Source organism: Nitratireductor lacus, assembly GCF_056431025.1.
Window position 1 is genome coordinate 126209 of the sequence record NZ_JBWKMB010000004.1, and the last position, 17407, is coordinate 143615.

The 17407-nt window shown below is 61.8% G+C and carries 17 protein-coding genes; 5 read left to right on the forward strand and 12 right to left on the reverse strand.

The window, feature by feature from the left end:
* Positions 1–8: 8 nt before the first annotated feature.
* The 4 genes from ilvC to AC07E3_RS04910 all read right to left on the reverse strand — a co-directional run bounded on the left by ilvC (position 9) and on the right by AC07E3_RS04910 (position 3366).
* Complete coding sequence (gene ilvC, locus AC07E3_RS04895) at positions 9–1028, reverse strand: ketol-acid reductoisomerase (RefSeq protein ID WP_478360470.1); 1020 nt, start codon at positions 1026–1028, stop codon at positions 9–11.
* Positions 1029–1076: 48 nt separating this feature from the next.
* On the reverse strand, positions 1077–1727 hold the full coding sequence (locus AC07E3_RS04900) for a TetR/AcrR family transcriptional regulator (RefSeq protein ID WP_478360537.1): 651 nt from the start codon (positions 1725–1727) through the stop codon (positions 1077–1079).
* A gap of 202 nt (positions 1728–1929) precedes the next feature.
* Complete coding sequence (locus tag AC07E3_RS04905) at positions 1930–2511, reverse strand: transglycosylase SLT domain-containing protein (protein WP_336068100.1); 582 nt, start codon at positions 2509–2511, stop codon at positions 1930–1932.
* Between the two features lie 114 nt (positions 2512–2625).
* Complete coding sequence (locus AC07E3_RS04910) at positions 2626–3366, reverse strand: pyridoxine 5'-phosphate synthase (protein WP_336068097.1); 741 nt, start codon at positions 3364–3366, stop codon at positions 2626–2628.
* A 127-nt stretch (positions 3367–3493) separates the two neighbouring features.
* Here AC07E3_RS04910 and AC07E3_RS04915 point away from each other — a divergent pair, with 127 nt between their 5' ends.
* Positions 3494–3898: a SpoIIAA family protein gene (locus AC07E3_RS04915; RefSeq protein ID WP_478360471.1), complete on the forward strand. Its 405-nt coding sequence runs from the start codon at positions 3494–3496 to the stop codon at positions 3896–3898.
* Between the two features lie 209 nt (positions 3899–4107).
* Positions 4108–5076, forward strand: a complete 969-nt coding sequence (locus AC07E3_RS04920) for a DUF3179 domain-containing protein (RefSeq protein ID WP_478360472.1) — start codon at positions 4108–4110, stop codon at positions 5074–5076.
* 27 nt (positions 5077–5103) lie between these two features.
* On the opposite strand, the gene AC07E3_RS04925 is transcribed toward AC07E3_RS04920, so the two are convergent.
* The 5 genes from AC07E3_RS04925 to AC07E3_RS04945 all read right to left on the reverse strand — a co-directional run bounded on the left by AC07E3_RS04925 (position 5104) and on the right by AC07E3_RS04945 (position 10102).
* Positions 5104–6231 (reverse strand): ATP-dependent DNA helicase, encoded by a 1128-nt coding sequence (locus AC07E3_RS04925; protein ID WP_478360473.1) that lies wholly within the window; start codon positions 6229–6231, stop codon positions 5104–5106.
* A 47-nt stretch (positions 6232–6278) separates the two neighbouring features.
* A complete protein-coding gene (locus AC07E3_RS04930; protein ID WP_322338790.1) occupies positions 6279–6776 on the reverse strand; it encodes a hypothetical protein in 498 nt (165 codons plus the stop codon).
* A 139-nt stretch (positions 6777–6915) separates the two neighbouring features.
* Positions 6916–7512: a LysE family translocator gene (locus AC07E3_RS04935; protein WP_478360474.1), complete on the reverse strand. Its 597-nt coding sequence runs from the start codon at positions 7510–7512 to the stop codon at positions 6916–6918.
* A gap of 131 nt (positions 7513–7643) precedes the next feature.
* Positions 7644–8216 (reverse strand): acetolactate synthase small subunit, encoded by a 573-nt coding sequence (gene ilvN, locus AC07E3_RS04940; protein ID WP_007007756.1) that lies wholly within the window; start codon positions 8214–8216, stop codon positions 7644–7646.
* A gap of 83 nt (positions 8217–8299) precedes the next feature.
* Complete coding sequence (locus tag AC07E3_RS04945) at positions 8300–10102, reverse strand: acetolactate synthase 3 large subunit (RefSeq protein ID WP_083212823.1); 1803 nt, start codon at positions 10100–10102, stop codon at positions 8300–8302.
* A gap of 352 nt (positions 10103–10454) precedes the next feature.
* Here AC07E3_RS04945 and AC07E3_RS04950 point away from each other — a divergent pair, with 352 nt between their 5' ends.
* Positions 10455–12338 carry an ATP-binding protein gene (locus AC07E3_RS04950; RefSeq protein ID WP_478360538.1) on the forward strand — a complete coding sequence of 628 codons (1884 nt, stop codon included), beginning with the start codon at positions 10455–10457 and terminating at the stop codon, positions 12336–12338.
* 149 nt (positions 12339–12487) lie between these two features.
* Here the strand turns inward: AC07E3_RS04950 and AC07E3_RS04955 are convergent, their stop codons facing one another.
* Positions 12488–13270: a GGDEF domain-containing protein gene (locus tag AC07E3_RS04955; protein ID WP_336068081.1), complete on the reverse strand. Its 783-nt coding sequence runs from the start codon at positions 13268–13270 to the stop codon at positions 12488–12490.
* 90 nt (positions 13271–13360) lie between these two features.
* Positions 13361–14296 carry a tRNA (adenosine(37)-N6)-dimethylallyltransferase MiaA gene (gene miaA / locus AC07E3_RS04960; protein WP_478360475.1) on the reverse strand — a complete coding sequence of 312 codons (936 nt, stop codon included), beginning with the start codon at positions 14294–14296 and terminating at the stop codon, positions 13361–13363.
* Between the two features lie 29 nt (positions 14297–14325).
* On the opposite strand from miaA, the gene serB reads away from it, so the two are divergent.
* Entirely contained in the window at positions 14326–15213 is an 888-nt protein-coding gene (gene serB, locus AC07E3_RS04965; protein ID WP_478360476.1) for a phosphoserine phosphatase SerB, read from the forward strand.
* Positions 15210–15773, forward strand: a complete 564-nt coding sequence (locus AC07E3_RS04970; RefSeq protein WP_478360477.1) for a GNAT family N-acetyltransferase — start codon at positions 15210–15212, stop codon at positions 15771–15773. Before serB ends, AC07E3_RS04970 begins: the two co-directional genes overlap by 4 nt.
* 65 nt (positions 15774–15838) lie before the next feature.
* On the opposite strand, the gene AC07E3_RS04975 is transcribed toward AC07E3_RS04970, so the two are convergent.
* The gene (locus AC07E3_RS04975; protein ID WP_478360478.1) at positions 15839–17338 is read right to left on the reverse strand and encodes a DegQ family serine endoprotease; all 1500 of its coding nucleotides are present in this window, start codon (positions 17336–17338) and stop codon (positions 15839–15841) included.
* Between the last annotated feature and the right edge of the window lie 69 nt (positions 17339–17407).

Genomic DNA, 17407 nt, shown 5'->3' on the forward strand with positions numbered 1-17407 from the left:
GGAAAAGATCAGTTCTTTTCCTTGTCCACCAGCTTGTTCTTGGAGATCCACGGCATCATGCCGCGCAGCTTCTCGCCGACTTCCTCGATTGGATGCTCGTCGTTCAGGCGACGGGTCGCCTTGAAGCGGGCCGCACCTGCGTGCCACTCCTGCATCCATTCGGTGGTGAAACGGCCGGACTGGATGTCGTGCAGAACGCGCTTCATCTCTGCCTTGGTCTCTGACGTGATGATGCGCGGGCCCGTGACATACTCGCCCCACTCTGCGGTGTTGGAGATCGAGTAGTTCATGTTGGCAATGCCGCCCTCATAGATGAGGTCGACGATCAGCTTCACTTCGTGCAGGCACTCGAAATAGGCCATTTCGGGAGCGTAACCGCCCTCGACCAGCGTCTCGAAGCCGGCACGGATGAGCTCGACCAGGCCGCCGCACAGAACGACCTGCTCACCGAACAGATCCGTCTCGCACTCTTCGCGGAACGTGGTCTCGATGATGCCCGAACGGCCGCCGCCAACGCCGCAGGCGTAGGAAAGGCCAAGGTCCAGCGCATTGCCGGAAGCGTCCTGGTGAACGGCAACCAGGCACGGCACGCCGCCGCCCTTCTCATATTCGCCGCGCACCGTGTGGCCCGGGCCCTTCGGCGCAACCATCAGCACGTCGACGGTCTTCTTCGGCTCGATCAGGCCGAAATGCACGTTGAGGCCGTGCGCGAAGGCAATGGCCGCACCGTCGCGGATGTTCGGCGCGATCTCGGAGTTGTAGATGCCGGCCTGCAGCTCGTCGGGCGTGGCCATCATCATCAGGTCGGCCCATGCAGCAGCCTCGGCCACCGACATCACCTTGAGGCCATCGGCCTCGACCTTCTTGGCGGTTGCAGACCCCGGACGCAGCGCCACGGCAATTTCCTTGGCGCCGGAATCCTTCAGGTTCAGCGCGTGCGCGCGACCCTGGCTGCCATAACCGATAATGGCGACCTTCTTGCTCTTGATGAGATTGAGATCGGCATCGCGATCATAATACACCCGCATACTCAGTTCCTTTCCTGATCCAACTCGCTGTTGTCCGTTTTCGACCGCCTAGACCCTGTCCCGGCCTGTCGTCTCTTCTTTTCGCACTCCGAAGAGAACGAAAAACTGGTCCACCGCCTCCTCTGCGAGCGCGGCGTAATTCTCCGGCCGGCGCACGCCAGATTCGCCCAGAAGCATGCGAACATGAAGGTCGCGCACGATCAGGCCATAAAATGTGTGATAGGCGGCGTCACGGTCGCCATAGGCGATCAGTCCGCGCTGCCGGCCCGCCTCCAGAAGCGCCCCCGCGCGCTTGTCGATGCCATGCCGCCCCCGCTCGATGAGAAGCGCGCCCAGCCGGCTTCCTTCCCGGCTCGCCTGCCCGATGGCCAATCGGTTGAGCGCCAGCGATACATCGCCTCCCAGAACCTGCAGAAGGTCATTGGCAAAATCCACCAGATGCGTGCGAAAGCGGCCATGGTCGAGCTTCTCGCTACCGTCGATCCGGGCGCGCACCTTGCTCGCCTGATGGGCGATCATCGCGGCCAGAAGCCCGTCGCGGTCGCCGAACCATTTGTACAGGCTCTCCTTGGAGCAATTGGCCGCCCGCGCCAGTCCGGCCGTCGTGAGCGCCCGCTCTCCGCCCTCCACTAGGAGCCCGAGCGCCTTGTCCAGAACCGCACGCTGACGCGGCGTGAAGTCATCCTGCATTTCCGGCATCTGGCGCACGAAGATTTCTGTTCCCGCTCTCGTATCGTACCGTACGGTACGGTTCTGTCACACGATCCGCAGGATTGCAAGCCGGTTCGTGGGCAACATCGCCGCACTTCGGGAAAATGCGCTGGAATGAAACATCGAGCCCCGCGTTGAGTTGGTGCGGGGGCACAGGATCGTTTCTATTCGGGGTACCAGGTGGCGGGCATCAACGCCCGCACTGCCGCATCTGCTGACCATACTGATTGGCCATGCCAGCCGCCTTGCGGGCGGATTTCTGCATCTGCGGATTGTTGCGCCAGACACCGCGCCGATAGCCCGCATGCCCGGCATAGTAGTTGAGATAAAGCCCATAGGCGTCATTGAGCGCCACGCCATTGGTGCGGTTGCTGGTCTGGTGGTACCAGCCCACAAAATCCACCGCATCGGCGAAGCTCGTGCGCCGCGCCATCACGTTTCCGGTTTCGCGCTTGTAGCGCTGCCACGTGCCGTCGAGCGCCTGCGAATAGCCATAGGCGCTGGAAGCGCGCTTCCACGGGATGAAGCCGAGCAGCTTGCGGCGTGGCGGGCGCGCATCGGCATCGAAGCCGGATTCGATCCGGATCGTGGCCATCAGCACCTCCGCCGGCACGCCATATTTGCGCTCGGCGCGCCGGGCCTCCGTATACCAGCCGCCGAAAAAGCCCTGCTTCTGGTCGAAGACGGAACAGACATTGTTGATGCTGCGCGGCGTCGAGGCACAGCCTGCCAACGCCAGCGCGAGCAGCACGGTCACTGCAACGATACGCATGGAACACCTCAAAACCCGCCCCATGCATAGATCAGGGAATCCTAAGAATCCCTGTCCATGCGCGTTAACGGTCTGGGCAATGCCGTGACCATTTGAGGGCAAATTGGAGGTGGATCAGCCCTCGCAGGCGCGGATGAAGCGGCGCACGGTTTCGGCCATGCCGTATTCCAGAGCATCGGCGGTGAGCCCGTGGCCGATGGAAACCTCGCAGAGTTCCGGCATGCGGCGCGCCAGGGCTGGAAGGTTCGCCACCGTCAGATCATGACCGGCATTGATCCCAAGCCCGTGCGCGGCAGCGGCGTCCGCCGTTTTGCCGAGCTTTTCCAACTCCATGTCAGCTTTTCCGGAATCATCATGGCAACCGCCATAAGGGCCAGTGTAGAGCTCGATCCGGTCCGCCCCGAGTGCCGCCGCCGCCGGCACCTGATCGGGATCGGGGTCTGCGAAAAGCGAAACGCGAAAGCCCTGCTTCTTAAGCCGCGCGATGATTGGCTTCAGGAAATCGCCCTGCCCGGCAAAGTCCCAGCCATGGTCGGAGGTAGCCTGCGCCGGATCGTCCGGCACCAGTGTCACCTGTTCGGGCTGGTGCTCTTCCACGAGCGCCAGGAACTCCTCGGTGGGAAAGCCCTCGATGTTGAATTCGCGGTCGGGGAACTCGTCATCAAGCAGCGCGCGGATTTCCGGCAGATCGGAAAAGCGGATATGGCGCTGGTCGGGGCGCGGATGCACGGTGAGCCCGCAGGCCCCCGCCTCAAGCGCGATGCGGCCAAGCCCGGTCACGCTCGGCCATGGCAGATCGCGCCGGTTGCGCAGCATGGCGACGGCGTTGAGATTGACGGAGAGTTTTGCCGGCATTGTTGCGTCCCGCTTTTCTGTTGCGCTCGATGCGTTACCATCGCTCCATATCGCGTTCAGGACGGAACGGACAGGCCCAGATCGCGTTGTCGAGAAAGGCAAGCTGGAAAGCCGGCAGGAGCAGACCATGACCGTCAACGACAATCCCCCAAATGTGCGGCGCATAGAAACCAGCCGCGACGACGCCTATGCCTTCGAGATCGTCGGCCACATCACGGCGGCCGACATGGAAAACCTCTACGGCCTGCTCGAGGGCGCCTACGAAGTGCATGACAGGATCGACGTGCTTGTCATCATCCACGACTATGAAGGTTTCGACTGGCAGGCCGCCTTCAAGGAACAGACGATGATCGGCAAGACCAACGCGCTAAGGCATATCCGCAAATATGCGGTGGCTGGCGGACCGACCTGGATGGGCACGACCATCGCCTTCTTCCGTCCGTTCTTCTCGATGGAGATGGAGTATTTTCCCTATGAGAAGGTGGAAGAGGCGTGGAAGTGGCTGGGCGCGGAACCCATAGACACGGCTTGACCGGCCTACCCTGAATGGCTCGCCGGGCAGAGGCTTCACCACGCAAAGGTGATTGGTCTGTGAGGATGAGCCATGCTGACATGCAGGCTACCGCGCAGCGCCCTTTGTGCCTCCGAATGGACGCACGGCGCTCCAGAGCAATTCCAGGAAAAGTGGAAGCGCTCCAGATGGGCATACATCCGGGAGTTCCATACGTCACGGTAAAGGTCATGCGACTTGCAGTTCCCGCCATCGCCGTCGCTTTTCTCGCCCTCCTTGCCAATGGAGCCATGGCGGATCCTGCACGATGGAAAAGCGAGGGCTGGAAGACCGATTTTTCGCGGATGTCGGTCGAGTATGAGGAAATTCGCTCAGGTGGCCCGCCACGCGACGGCATCCCGTCCATCGACAACCCCCGTTTTAGCCCGGCGTCGAGCCTGACCGATCTCGCGGACCGTGAACCGGTGATCCAGCTCGTCATCAACGATACCGCACGAGCCTACCCGCTGCGGGTCCTCACCTGGCACGAGATCGTCAATGATGAAATCGAGGGCCGGCCCGTCGCCGTGACATATTGCCCGCTATGCAACGCTTCCATCGTTTTCGACCGCCGGCTGGAAGGCCGCGTCCTGGAGTTCGGCACCACGGGGAAACTCAGAAACTCCGATCTCGTCATGTATGATCGTGAGACCGAAAGCTGGTGGCAGCAGTTTACCGGAACAGCCATCGCCGGTGAACTGGAAGGACAGAAGCTCTCCCTCATACCGTCACGCATTGTGTCTTTCGCCGCGTTCCGGCAGGCACACCCTGCTGGCGCGGTTCTTGTTCCGGGCGATCCCGCCTTCCGGGACTACGGACGCAACCCCTATCGCGGCTATGACAGTTCTGCGGCTCCGTTCCTCTATTCAGGGGAGATGCCGGAAAACATTCCAGCCATGGCGCGGGTGGTGGTTATACGCACACCCGAGAACCCGGTCATTGTGAGCCTTGAAAGCGTAAGGCGGAACGGTTTCTCACAGGACGGATACAGCATTGTCTACATAGAGGGTGTGGCCTCCGCGCTCGATACCGGCGACATCGCACAGGGGCGTGAGGTGGGCACGGTGCGTGTGACGCATGACGGCAGGGATGTCGCCCATGACATCACCTTCGCGTTTGTCGCCCACGCCTTTCACCCGGACGTACCGATCATCGACTGAGGCCCGAGAGAGGCCCGGCGCACCCTTCTACCGCACGATGGTCAGGCGCTCGGAGGCGCGGGTGATCGCCGTGTAGAGCCAGCGCTGACGCGTGTCGCGAAAGGCGTAGCTCTCGTCGAACAGCACCACCTCATCCCACTGCGAACCCTGCGCCTTGTGAACGGTCAGCGCATACCCATAGTCAAAATCGTCGAACCGCTTCTTCGTTTGCCAGGGAATGTCTGCGCCCGGATCCTCGAAGGCCGCCTTGAGGAGCTTGATTTTGGCGACACCGCGATCGGGATCGTCTTCCTCGGGCGAGACCAGAAGGTTGATGCCGGGTTTTACCGTCTCCTTGGAAGAGGTCATCACCTTCCAGAGCGACCCGTTCAGCAGGCCCTTGGCCGGATCGTTGCGCAGACAGACCAGCTTGTCGCCGGCCTGCGGGTACTCGGCATTGAACCCCTTCAGCTCACGCAGGCGCTGGTTGTAGCGCCGGCGGGTGCGGTTGGTGCCGACAAGCACCTGATCGGCCGACAGCACGAGGTCCTGATCGACTTCGGCCTTGGAAATAACCCTGGCCGCGCCGTAATCGCCATGGGAAATCTCGCGTCCCTCGCGCACGTCGAGTGCAAGCTGGATAATGGGATTGTCGCGTGCCTGACGGTGGATTTCCGTCAAAAGGTGATCCGGTTCGTGCTCGGTGAAGAACCCTCCGCCCGAGATCGGCGGAAGCTGGCCGGGATCGCCCAGAACCAGGATCGGCGTTCCGAACGACATCAGATCGCGGCCAAGCGCCTCATCCACCATCGAACACTCGTCGATGATCACCATGGCCGCCTTGGCAATGGGGCTCTGGCGGTTGAGCGAGAACGTCGGCGAAATGGACGTGCGGCCCGTCACCTCGTCCTCCACCTCCTCCTCGCCGCGCGGGCGATAGATCAGCGAATGGATGGTGCGCGCATTGGTGGCCCCGCGCGAGCGCAGTACCTGGGCCGCCTTGCCGGTGAAAGCGGCAAACTGGACATCGCCATCCACATGCTCGGCGAAATAGCGCGCCAGCGTGGTCTTGCCCGTTCCGGCATAGCCGAACAGACGGAAAATCTGGCTCTGACCGGCCTTAAGCCAGCTTGCCACGGCGTTCAGCGCCGCATCCTGTTGCGGGGAGAATTCCATCCAGCCCAGAAAGCAGATTCGCCACCGTCTGAACAGGCCGCAACGCTCTATTGATACGGTGCCAGGTTTCGGCCGGGCCAGGTGGTGACAGGGGGCTCGGGCATGACGTCTTCATCCAGATGACTCGTGACATAGAAGACATCGTGCCAGAGCTCGTCATCCCCACCGTCATTCAGAACCCGAAGCATCACGAGATAGCGTTTGCGGGCCCTCACCCCGCAGACAGGGGGCGAACGCAGACTGTATCGCCTGCGCCAGCGCTGGACCCGCTCGCGCACGACATAATAGCCGTTGCCGGCCGGGTCCTCGAAATCCGCCTCGATGATCATGCCATGCCGCAGCGGTCGAATTTCCCTCACTGAAAGATCGTAGTGAATCTCCGCCGTATTGTGATCGACGGTAAATCCACCGCCCACGACATCGAGCAGAGGCCTCTTGTCGGGCGGTTCATGGGTTATCCAGCCGATGGCAAACAGAAGGAGAGAGAGAGCGAATACGGACAGGAACAGCCGCCACGTCACCGTGGCTTCATCGAGCTTTGCCATCCGACCACTCCGCCACGCTGCGTGGAGAAATAAAGTAGCCGGCTAATTAGAATTATGCAAGTTGACGGTCCGGTGCGGCCAGTCCGGTTTCGTTACCAGCCGCTTCCGTTGCCTGCCGGTTCGTTGTCTCGGATTCGATCTAGCGCAGCATTGGCCAAAGCGTTGCGGCCAGCGCCACACCCATGGCGATATTGAACCATTTGAGGCGGACGGGATCAGCCAGAAAACCGCGCAGCGCGACGCCAAAGCCGGCCCAGACGGAAACGCTTGGAAAATTGACGATCACAAAGGCGAGCGCCACCAGAAGAACGGTGAGAAATGGTGCAGCCGGATCCGTGTAGACCGCCATCGCGGTCAACGCCATGACCCAGGCTTTCGGGTTGACCCACTGAAAGGCGGCAGCTTCCAGAAACGTCATCGGCTCGGACTTGCTGTCGCCCCCCTGACTGAGTGCCCGCGACATGGCGATGCGCCACGCAAGATAGAGCAGGTAAGCGCCACCGGCGACTTTCAGAACCATATGAAGAGCCGGCAAGGCCGTAAGCACCGCGCCGAGGCCGAAGCCAACAGCCAGAAGCAGCGAGGCAAAACCCCCGGCAATTCCAAACATGTGCGGAATGGTGCGCCGAAAGCCGAAGTTTACGCCGGAAGCCAGCAGCATGAAATTGTTGGGCCCCGGCGTGACCGAGGAAACGAAAGAAAAAATCAGCAAGGCAAAGAAGACGTCGGGCGACATCCGTTTGCTCCCAGGCAGGAATCCGACAGAGGGTTTGAATGTCAGTATTATTGACCCGGTTTGCGGCGCAGGCCATTTGAAACTTGTCACCCTGCGCCGAAAAATTGTCCCTTCCCGCAGCCGGGAGACCTCTACATGCCCTCCGGACCGCGGTTCATCGCTGCAACGCCGGTACGGCAGACCTCGACAAGGCCAAGCGGCTTCATGATGGCGATGAACTGCTCGATCTTGGAAACGCGCCCCGTGATCTCGAAAATGAAGTGCTCCGTATTGGCGTCGATCACCTGTGCGCGGAAGGCATCGGCGAGACGGAGCGCCTCTACACGGTCGTCGCCCTGTCCCCTCACCTTCACCAGCGCGAGTTCGCGTTCCATCGGCCGGTCATGGCCACGTTCGTCGGCAACGACTGAAAGATCGATCACCCGGTGAACGGGCACGATACGCTCAAGCTGATGCTTGATCTGTTCGAGAACGTGGCCCGTACCGCGCGTCACGATGGTGATGCGCGAGAGATGCCGCTCGTGCTCCGTCTCAGAAACGGTCAGGCTGTCGATGTTGTAGCCCCGGCCGGAAAACAGGCCGATGACGCGGGCAAGAACGCCCGGTTCGTTGTCTACCAGAACCGCCAGCGTGTGCGTTTCGGCGGCTTCGGTCTCCTTGGTGATGAAATAGGCAGAGCCGGTGGGTTGTAGCTGCGCGTTCATTGCATGAATCTCTTTTGCAAAACCATCTTGTAACTGACTGGAAACAAAGCGCCTTGCCGTCCCGACAAGGCGTCCCTGCCCCGTCAGACCAGTTGCCGGCCCTTTTCGTCGATCGCGTTGGCGACCGCCTCGTCGCTGGCCTCGTCGGGAAGCAGCATCTCGTTGTGTGCCTTGCCGGACGGGATCATCGGGAAGCAGTTGGCAAGTGCGGCAACACGGCAGTCGAAGATCACCGGCTTGTCCACCTCGATCATCTCGCGGATGGCATCGTCCAGCGCCGCCGGCTTGTCGCACATGATGCCGTGGCAGCCATAGGCTTCGGCCAGCTTGACGAAATCGGGCATCGCCTCGGTGTAGGAGTGCGACAGGCGGTTGCCGTGCAGAAGCTGCTGCCACTGACGCACCATGCCCATATACTGGTTGTTCAGGATGAAGATCTTGATCGGCGCGTTGTGCTGCACCGCCGCGCTCATCTCCTGAATGGTCATCTGCACCGAGGCATCGCCGGCAATATCGATCACCAGCGCATCGGGATGCGCGATCTGAACGCCCAGCGCCGCCGGGAGACCATACCCCATCGTGCCCAGACCACCCGACGTCATCCAGCGATTGGGGGCTTCGAAGCCGAAATGCTGGGCGGCCCACATCTGGTGCTGACCGACTTCGGTCGTGACATAGACGTCGCGGTCCCTGGTCAGTTCGTAGAGCCGCTGGATCGCGTATTGCGGCATGATCACGTCCTCGTTCGGCCTGTAGGCCAGAGAATCGCGCGCCCGCCAGATATCGATCTGCGTCCACCATGGCTTGAGCGCAGCCTTGTCGGCCTTGGCCGTCGCGCGCCACAGACGCACCAGATCCTCGAGAATCCGGCCGGCGTCACCGATGATCGGCACGTCGACGCGGACATTCTTGTTGATCGAGGACGGGTCGATGTCGATGTGAATCTTGCGTGAGTTGGGCGAGAAAGCGTCGAGGCGCCCCGTGATGCGGTCGTCGAAACGCGCGCCGATACACAGCATCACGTCGCAGTCATGCATCGCCATATTGGCTTCATAGGTGCCGTGCATGCCCAGCATGCCGAGCCAGTTGTCGCCGGAAGCCGGATAAGCGCCCAGCCCCATCAGCGTCGAGGTGATCGGAAAGCCGGTCAGTTCCACCAGTTCGCGCAGGAGATGGCTCGCCTCGGGGCCGGCATTGATCACGCCGCCACCCGAATAGATCACCGGCTTTTTGGCATGTGCCATCAGTTCGATCGCCGCCTTGATCTGGTTGATATCGCCCTGCTCCTGCGGATTATAGCTGGTGCGTGGCGCCGTCTGCGGCGGCGTGTACGTTCCCTTGGCGAACTGAATGTCCTTGGGAATGTCCACAACGACAGGGCCGGGACGCCCCGTGGTCGCCACATGAAAGGCTTCGTGGATGATCGCCGCAAGCTGGTTCACGTCCTTCACCAGCCAGTTGTGCTTGGTGCACGGGCGGGTGATGCCGACCGTATCGCACTCCTGGAAAGCATCGGAACCGATCAGCGCCGTCGGCACCTGACCGCTGATGCAGACAAGCGGAATGGAATCCATCAGGGCGTCCTGCAGCGGCGTTACCGCGTTGGTGGCGCCCGGCCCCGAGGTCACCAGCATGACGCCGGCCTTGCCGGTGGCGCGCGCATAGCCTTCGGCCGCGTGGCCGGCCCCCTGCTCATGACGCACGAGAATGTGCCGGACCTCTTCCTGCTGGAAGAGCTCATCATAGATGGGAAGCACCGCGCCGCCCGGATATCCGAAAATATTCTCGACCCCGTTATCCCTGAGCGCCTGCACGACGATTTCAGCCCCCGTCATCTCGTGATGGGCGGATGCATCCGCTGCTGGCTCCGACACTGCCTTGTTCATCTTGGTCTTTCCGTTCTGTCTGCCGGCCCATTCTGTCAACCGGCGAAGTTGGTTTAGCCGCCCGCTGCCCCCAAGGAAACACCGGGCCAATAAAAAAGGCCCCCGAAGGAGCCTGTGTTTCGCGCATGGGAGCTTTCGCCAGACGGCTACGCCGCCTTGCCCATGCGCGTTCCTACGATAAGAATGTTTCCTGTCATCATGGCTGCGCACAATAAGGTTGCTTGGTCGCCCCGTCAACCGGCTTGAGCAGACCAGTTGAATGGTCCTGTTTACCCCGCCTCAACCATCCGCAAACACAGGGTCTTAACCTTGTACGGCTATGGTTGGGGATTAGGGATAACGGGGTGGCATGATGTTTGTCGAAGGTGGAACAACGCAAGGCGAAACCACGTCGCAGGAACGACGCGCAGCCGATCAGCCGCGCAGGCGCCTGCTCGGCCATGTGGTTCACTGCGATGGCGCCCGCGCCACCATTGCCGCCGATACCGAGATCGACGAGCCCGGCCAGTCAAACCACTGGACCGTCGGCAAGATGATTTCCATCAACATGGGCGCGACCCGCACCGTCGGCCTCGTCTATGCCGTCGAACGGCCGCAACACCGCTGGCGCGACGGCGAGGCCAACCCCATCGCAATCTCCGTTGAACTGGTCGGAGAAGTCCGCGACCGCGGCGCCGAACCGGTTTTCGATCGGGGCATCACCGAATACCCGCACATTGGCGCGCCCGCCCACCGCATCCGCTCACGCGACCTGCAGGCGGTCTACGACCTTGCCGGACGCCAGCAGGCGGTCATTGGCAAGCTGTCGCAGGATGAAGCCATTGACGCCTGCATCGCCGTTGACGATACGCTCAACCGCCACTTCGCGGTGGTTGGCACCACAGGCGTCGGCAAATCCTCCGCCGTCTCGCTTCTGCTGCGCAAGACCATTGCCTCCCGGCCGGATCTGCGCGTGCTGATCCTCGATCCGCACAACGAATTCGCCTCGGCTCTGCCAGAACACGCCGTTCGGGTCGACACGCACACGCTTGACCTCCCGTTCTGGCTGTTTCGCCTCGAGGAACTGGTCGAAGTTCTGTTCCGGGGCCGCGAACCCATCGCCGAAGAAGTGGAACTCCTCCGCGACCTCATTCCCAATGCCAAGCATCATTACCGCAATCCCGGCACCACGGCTGCTCTGCGGCGCAGCAATGATAGCGGCGGCCTGACAGCCGATACACCTGTTCCCTACCGGATGGCCGATGTCCTAAAAGAAATAGACGAACGGATCGGCCTGCTCGAAAACAAGGTGGAGCGACCGCTCTACCGCAGCCTCAAGGTGCGCATCGAAGCCGCCATCAGCGATCCCCGCTACCGCTTCATGTTTGCGGCGCGCGTCATCGAAGACACCATCCATGAGACGATCGGCAGGCTCTTCCGTGTTCCCAGCCACGGCAAGACTGTGACCTGCTTTGAGATGGCGGGCATGCCACCGGAAGTGGTCAACTCTGTCTGTTCGGTCATGGCGCGTCTCGCCTTCGATCTGGCTCTATGGAGTGAAGGCAAGCTCAATCTTCTGGTCGTGTGCGAAGAGGCTCACCGCTACATGCCGGCCGACCCACGGCTCGGCTTTGCGCCCACCCGGCATGCGCTGGCGCGCATCGCCAAGGAAGGCCGCAAATATGGCTGCTATCTCGGCGTGATAACCCAGCGCCCCGGCGAGCTTGACCCGACGGTGCTTTCACAGTGCTCGACAGTGTTCGCCATGCGGCTTGCCAACGATCAGGATCAGGCGATCATTCGTTCGGCAATTGCGGATTCGTCCGCCTCCATGCTTTCCTTCCTGTCTGCCATGGGCCGGCGCGAGGCCATCGCATTTGGCGAAGGCGTGGCAACCACCATGCGCATGAAGTTCGAAACCCTGCCGCCACACGCCCTGCCGGGCGTCCGTGACACCGAAAAGCAGAAGGTCTCGAACCCCGAGGAGATCGACCGGGAAGTGGACCTCGCCTCGATCGTCAGTCGCCTGCGCGACACCGGGCGCACGGTGCGCGCCCAGGTGGAGACGGCTCCCGATATCGGCGCCCCGGTCCCCGCCGGCATACAGGCTGGCGACCAGGGATATGCCCCACAGCTGCTCGAGACCGCGGCGCATTGGCGGCCAGCCCCATCCGCACCCCCGTCCCACGAGGCACCCGGCGTCAGCCGCTATGCAGGCGCGACGCCCCACCCACGGGGTAAATTCGGAACCCGCTGACGGGCGCGCATCCCTCTCCATTCCGAACGCCAGCCAGTGAGGCCATATCGCTGCCCCCATCTCGCAGCGGTTCGCCCACAGGCACGCGCAAGCGCGGGCCAAGGGAGGCTGGCACCGCGAAACCCGTTGAAGAAATGAGCGGCCGCCGATCAGGCGCAGACGCGATTGCGTCCCAGACGTTTGGCCTCGTAGAGCATCTTGTCGGCTCGGCGATAGAACTCTTCGGCCGACTCGCGACCGTTCCAGATCGACAGGCCGACGCTGATGGTGACCCGGATGTTCACGTTCGAGGACTCGATCGTTAACGCGCCGACCGCACGGCGAATGCGTTCAGCCAGCTTCACCAGCGATTCATTGTTCATGTTCGGAGCAACGATGGCAAACTCCTCGCCCCCCATGCGTGCCACCACGTCGTGATAGCGCGTCAGATCCTTCAGGCACCGCGCCACCGCGCGAAGCACCTCATCGCCCACATCGTGACCATGTGTGTCGTTGACCTGCTTGAAGTGATCGAGATCGAGCACCATCAGGCCGACCGGCTTTTCGATGCGGCGGAACTCCTGGAGATATTCACGCAGTGCATCATCGAAAAACCGGCGGTTCTGCATTCCCGTGAGGCTATCGGTGAGCGCGGCATGCTGGAGGGATTCGGATCGTGCACTCAGCGTCTCCGTCATCGCCCGCAGCTTCCCCTCCTCCTGCACCTGGGTACGGATCAGCGGATAGATGAAGAAGATGCCGAAGATCGTGGCCGTGGCGAGGAGCACACCGGTGATGAACAGGATCTGGATGAAACTTCCGAGATCCTGGGGGACAGGAAAATTGGTGATATCCGAACGCAGCAGCCAATAGGCATAGGCAAGCATCCCTCCCGCTCCGAGAACGAGCGAAATGAATACAAAAAACGCCGACTCCGCTTTGTGGAAACGCATGCTGGCCCCGAACGACACCCTTTCTGCCGTTCTCGCACAGTCTCACTTACGCAAGGTTAATCTCCACAGGTAGAACTGACAGACTTTGGGCTATTCCAGATTGCTTCTAATAAACTTGAGAAGTTCATCGGCAGATCCTGTTTGCGACCTGATCGGAAGCCTTAGCCATTCATCATCGAGCTGATGCCGAAACCAGGTTGCCTGCCGCTTGGAATAGCGCCGCGTGGCCGTTTTTGCCCGCATGATGGCGTCTTCCAGAGAACACTCGCTTCGCAGATACGCGGCCAGTTCAGGGACCCCGATCGCCTTCATCGCCGGCAGGGCAGCGGAAAGATCAAGTGCGAGCAGAGCCCGCACCTCGTCGAGCGCCCCCTCCTCGACCATGCTGTCGAAGCGGCGCTCTATGCGTTCGGTGACGAAAGCGCGCTCGGGCTCAAGCACAATACAGGTGCATTCGCGTCTTTTGACCAATGGGACCGTCGTCTCATTTTGCCACGTGCTCAGCGCTTTGCCTGTCGAATCGTGAACTTCCAGCGCCCGCGTGATGCGCTGCCCATCCGTGACACCGATTGCCACTGCGGCGGCGGCATCGCGTTCCGACAGGAGGCGATGAAGCGCTTCTGGTCCTTCGTCCAGAAGACGCTGCCGCCAATGGTTTCGCACGCCCTCGGGCACCGGCGGCGTCGGCGCGATCCCGTCCAGGAGCGCGCGAAAATAAAGCCCCGTACCACCAACGAAAATCGGACGACGGCCTGAAAGACTTCCCTTTATTGCAAGCGCTGCCACATCCTCCAGCCAGGCGCCGGTCGAATAGGCGACGGAAGGCGGCACGTGGCCGTAAAGATGGTGCGGAACCCTGGCGAGATCGTCCGCGCCCGGCCGGGCCGAAAGGACGTGAAGCACGTCGTAGACCTGCATGGAGTCGGCGTTGATGATCACCCCGCCCGTTTCGATAGCAAGGCGCAGCGCCAGCGCGGACTTGCCGCTGGCGGTTGGCCCGGCTATCAGGATCGCATCATTCAGCATGCCCGCCACCCAACACTCCGGAAAGCACCATGTCCCTCGTTGCCACACTCATCTCCCATCCGGCGAAGCGCGCACTCACACCGGACGTTGCGACTATGGCCATGAAGGCGCTCGATGCAAGCGCGATCGACTGGCTGGGGGAAAACCTTGCCTGTGACATCGCCCTGAAGCCCGGGCTGGAGACCGAGGCGGCAGAAACCCTCCTGCGTGAAGCCCTTGCCGGTGCCCCCGTGGACGTGGCGGTGCAGGAAGCGGAAGGCCGGCGCAAAAAGATGCTGATCGCCGACATGGACTCCACCATGATCGACCAGGAATGCATTGATGAGCTGGCCGCCGAACTCGGACTGAAAGACGCCGTTGCCGCGATCACCAGCCGCGCCATGAACGGCGAAATCGCTTTCGAACCGGCTCTGGAAGAGCGCGTTGCCCTGCTCAGGGGCCTCCCCCTCGACGTGATCGACAGCGTGATCGAGAAACGCATCACGCTTGCCTCTGGCGGTCCGGCGCTTGTTGCCACCATGAAGGCAGCCGGCGCCTTCACCGCGCTCGTTTCAGGCGGGTTTGAACAGTTCACCGGTCCCGTCGGCGATAAGCTCGGATTCCACATACAGCAGGCGAACCGGCTTCTGGTCGCTGACGGAAAGCTCAGCGGCGAGGTTGCCAAACCCATTCTGGGTCGCGCCGCCAAGGCAGAAGCGCTCGACCGCCTCGCAGCGGAGCGCGGGCTCACGCGCGAGGATGTTCTGGCGGTCGGTGACGGCGCCAACGACCTCGACATGCTCGGGCTGGCCGGACTTGGCGTCGCCCTTCATGCCAAGCCCGCCGTTGCCGCCCAGGCAGGCGTGCGCATCGACCACGGAGATTTGACCGCACTCCTGTTCCTGCAGGGCTACCGTGAGGAGGAGTTCGTCCTGTGACACTGCTTGAGACCGAACGTCTGATCCTGCGCAACTGGCGTGAAGAAGACCGCCCGTTCTTCCACCACATCAACTCCGATGACACGATCATGGAGTTCTTTCCTTTCCGCAGAAACCGCGATGAAGCGGACGCCGTTATGGACCTTATCCGTGACGGCATCACGCGGAACGGCTTCGGGTTTGCGGCAGTGACTCTCAAGGAAACCGGCCAGCCGCTCGGCTTTGTGGGACTGCACAAGCCAGCAGGCCTGGTCAATCTGCCTGAAGGGTCTATCGAGATCGGCTGGCGTCTCGCGCCCGAATTCTGGGGCAAGGGGTATGTCACGGAAGCCGCGCGGGCGTGGCTCGCCTTTGGCTTTGACATTCTCGATCTCGATGAAATCGTCTCCTTCGCCGTGGTCGACAACGAACGCTCCATCGCCGTTATGCGCCGCATCGGCATGCGCCATGATCCGGCGGGCGACTTCGATCACCCGGGCGTCCCGGACAGCCATCCGCATCTCAAGCCGCATGCGCTCTACCGGTTGTCACAGGCAGATTGGCGCGCCCGGCAGGGATAACGAAAACGGCCCGGTTGCAAACGCTCCCGGGCCGTTTTCGTTTCTGCGGTAATACTGCTGAAGGATCAATCCATCCGCAGCGTCACGAAGCGCAGCTCCCCGTTCTTGGAAGCGAGCATCAGAAGCGCGTTGCGGCGGCCCTGCCCTTTCAGTTCCTCCAGCCGGTCCAGAGCCTCCCTGGGGGTCGAGACCGTGGCCTGAGCGATCTCGACAATCACGTCGCCTGCCGTCACACCCTTTGTCGAAGCAGGCGAATCCTCGTCCACCTCGGTGACGACGACGCCATTGACGTCGGCGGAAATCTCGAACCGTTCGCGCAGCTCGTCATCGAGCGCCGCCATGTGCATGCCAAGAACGGCAGCAGACGAAACCGCTTCTCCCTCGCCTTGAGGCTTGTTTTCCCTGGTCTCGGCGGAGGCCAGTTTTTCGCTGTCTTCCAGCCGTCCGAGCGTCACCCGCACGGTCTCTTCCTTGCCCTTTCGAATAACGATAACGTCGACTTTCTTGCCGACCGGGCTTTCGGCCACAATGCGCTGCAGTTCGCGCGCATTTTCGACAATCTGCCCATCGAACTCCACGATCACGTCACCAGGCTGAATGGAGCCATCATCCACCGGACCACCTTCGGTGACGCCGCTCACCATCGCCCCGATGGCTTTTCCCATGCCCAGGCTTTCGGCGATGTCATCGGAGACTTCCTGAATGCGCACGCCAAGCCAGCCGCGCCGCGTCTCGCCGAATTCGCGCAACTGATCGACAACCTTGATCGCCAGTGCCGACGGGATGGAAAAGCCAATGCCGATCGAACCGCCCGTCGGCGAAATGATGGCCGTGTTGATGCCGATCACCTCACCGTCCATGTTGAACAGCGGGCCACCGGAATTGCCACGATTGATGGCGGCATCCGTCTGGATGAAATCCTCATAGACCCCCGAACCGATTTTACGGTTGCGCGCCGAGACGATGCCGACCGTCACTGTGCCGCCAAAACCGAACGGGTTGCCGATGGCCATAACCCAGTCGCCGATCCGCGTCTTTTCGGAATCGCCGAACGAAACCTCCTGCAGCTTGCGTTTGCCGGCATCGACCTTAAGCACCGCAAGATCGGTTTTGGTGTCGACGCCCAGCAACTGGGCCTCGAGTTTCCCGCCATCGGTGAAATTGACCACGATCTCGTCGGCATCGGAGATGACGTGGTTGTTGGTGACAATGATGCCTTCCTCCGCATCGATCACGAAACCGGAACCAAGGGACTGCGCCTGTCGCGGCTCATGATCCTGTTCAGGCTCGTCCTGGAAGAAATCGTCGAAAAACTCCTGCAGCGGCGAGCCTTCCGGCAGCTTGGGCAGCGGGACCCGGCCCGCCCCACCGCCACCGGTGTAGCGGGACGTGGAGATATTGACCACCGCGCCGGCAAGTCGCTCAACGAGGTCTGCCACCGAAGCCGGGCCTTCCGCCCGCGCCTGCTGGCTCAGGATCACCGGTGTCGAGGTGAGACCGCCCAGCGCAATCAGAGCGGCCACTGGTGCCACCCGCGTGGCGCGTAAAATCTTCGTCGGGATCATTGAGAGCGTTTCTCCAGATGGCTTGCTTGGTGGAACGGCCTGCAGCCGGAACGGAAAGCTTAGGATCGG

What these genes read in the sequence shown, in the direction of transcription:
- ilvC (WP_478360470.1), bottom strand. Translation starts at nt 1,028, where the DNA reads ATGCGGGTGTATTATGATCGCGATGCCGATCTCAATCTCATCAAGAGC.
- AC07E3_RS04900 (WP_478360537.1), bottom strand. Translation starts at nt 1,727, where the DNA reads ATGCCGGAAATGCAGGATGACTTCACGCCGCGTCAGCGTGCGGTTCTG.
- AC07E3_RS04905 (WP_336068100.1), bottom strand. Translation starts at nt 2,511, where the DNA reads ATGCGTATCGTTGCAGTGACCGTGCTGCTCGCGCTGGCGTTGGCAGGC.
- AC07E3_RS04910 (WP_336068097.1), bottom strand. Translation starts at nt 3,366, where the DNA reads ATGCCGGCAAAACTCTCCGTCAATCTCAACGCCGTCGCCATGCTGCGC.
- AC07E3_RS04915 (WP_478360471.1), top strand. Translation starts at nt 3,494, where the DNA reads ATGACCGTCAACGACAATCCCCCAAATGTGCGGCGCATAGAAACCAGC.
- AC07E3_RS04920 (WP_478360472.1), top strand. Translation starts at nt 4,108, where the DNA reads ATGCGACTTGCAGTTCCCGCCATCGCCGTCGCTTTTCTCGCCCTCCTT.
- AC07E3_RS04925 (WP_478360473.1), bottom strand. Translation starts at nt 6,231, where the DNA reads ATGGAATTCTCCCCGCAACAGGATGCGGCGCTGAACGCCGTGGCAAGC.
- AC07E3_RS04930 (WP_322338790.1), bottom strand. Translation starts at nt 6,776, where the DNA reads ATGGCAAAGCTCGATGAAGCCACGGTGACGTGGCGGCTGTTCCTGTCC.
- AC07E3_RS04935 (WP_478360474.1), bottom strand. Translation starts at nt 7,512, where the DNA reads ATGTCGCCCGACGTCTTCTTTGCCTTGCTGATTTTTTCTTTCGTTTCC.
- ilvN (WP_007007756.1), bottom strand. Translation starts at nt 8,216, where the DNA reads ATGAACGCGCAGCTACAACCCACCGGCTCTGCCTATTTCATCACCAAG.
- AC07E3_RS04945 (WP_083212823.1), bottom strand. Translation starts at nt 10,102, where the DNA reads ATGAACAAGGCAGTGTCGGAGCCAGCAGCGGATGCATCCGCCCATCAC.
- AC07E3_RS04950 (WP_478360538.1), top strand. Translation starts at nt 10,455, where the DNA reads ATGTTTGTCGAAGGTGGAACAACGCAAGGCGAAACCACGTCGCAGGAA.
- AC07E3_RS04955 (WP_336068081.1), bottom strand. Translation starts at nt 13,270, where the DNA reads ATGCGTTTCCACAAAGCGGAGTCGGCGTTTTTTGTATTCATTTCGCTC.
- miaA (WP_478360475.1), bottom strand. Translation starts at nt 14,296, where the DNA reads ATGCTGAATGATGCGATCCTGATAGCCGGGCCAACCGCCAGCGGCAAG.
- serB (WP_478360476.1), top strand. Translation starts at nt 14,326, where the DNA reads ATGTCCCTCGTTGCCACACTCATCTCCCATCCGGCGAAGCGCGCACTC.
- AC07E3_RS04975 (WP_478360478.1), bottom strand. Translation starts at nt 17,338, where the DNA reads ATGATCCCGACGAAGATTTTACGCGCCACGCGGGTGGCACCAGTGGCC.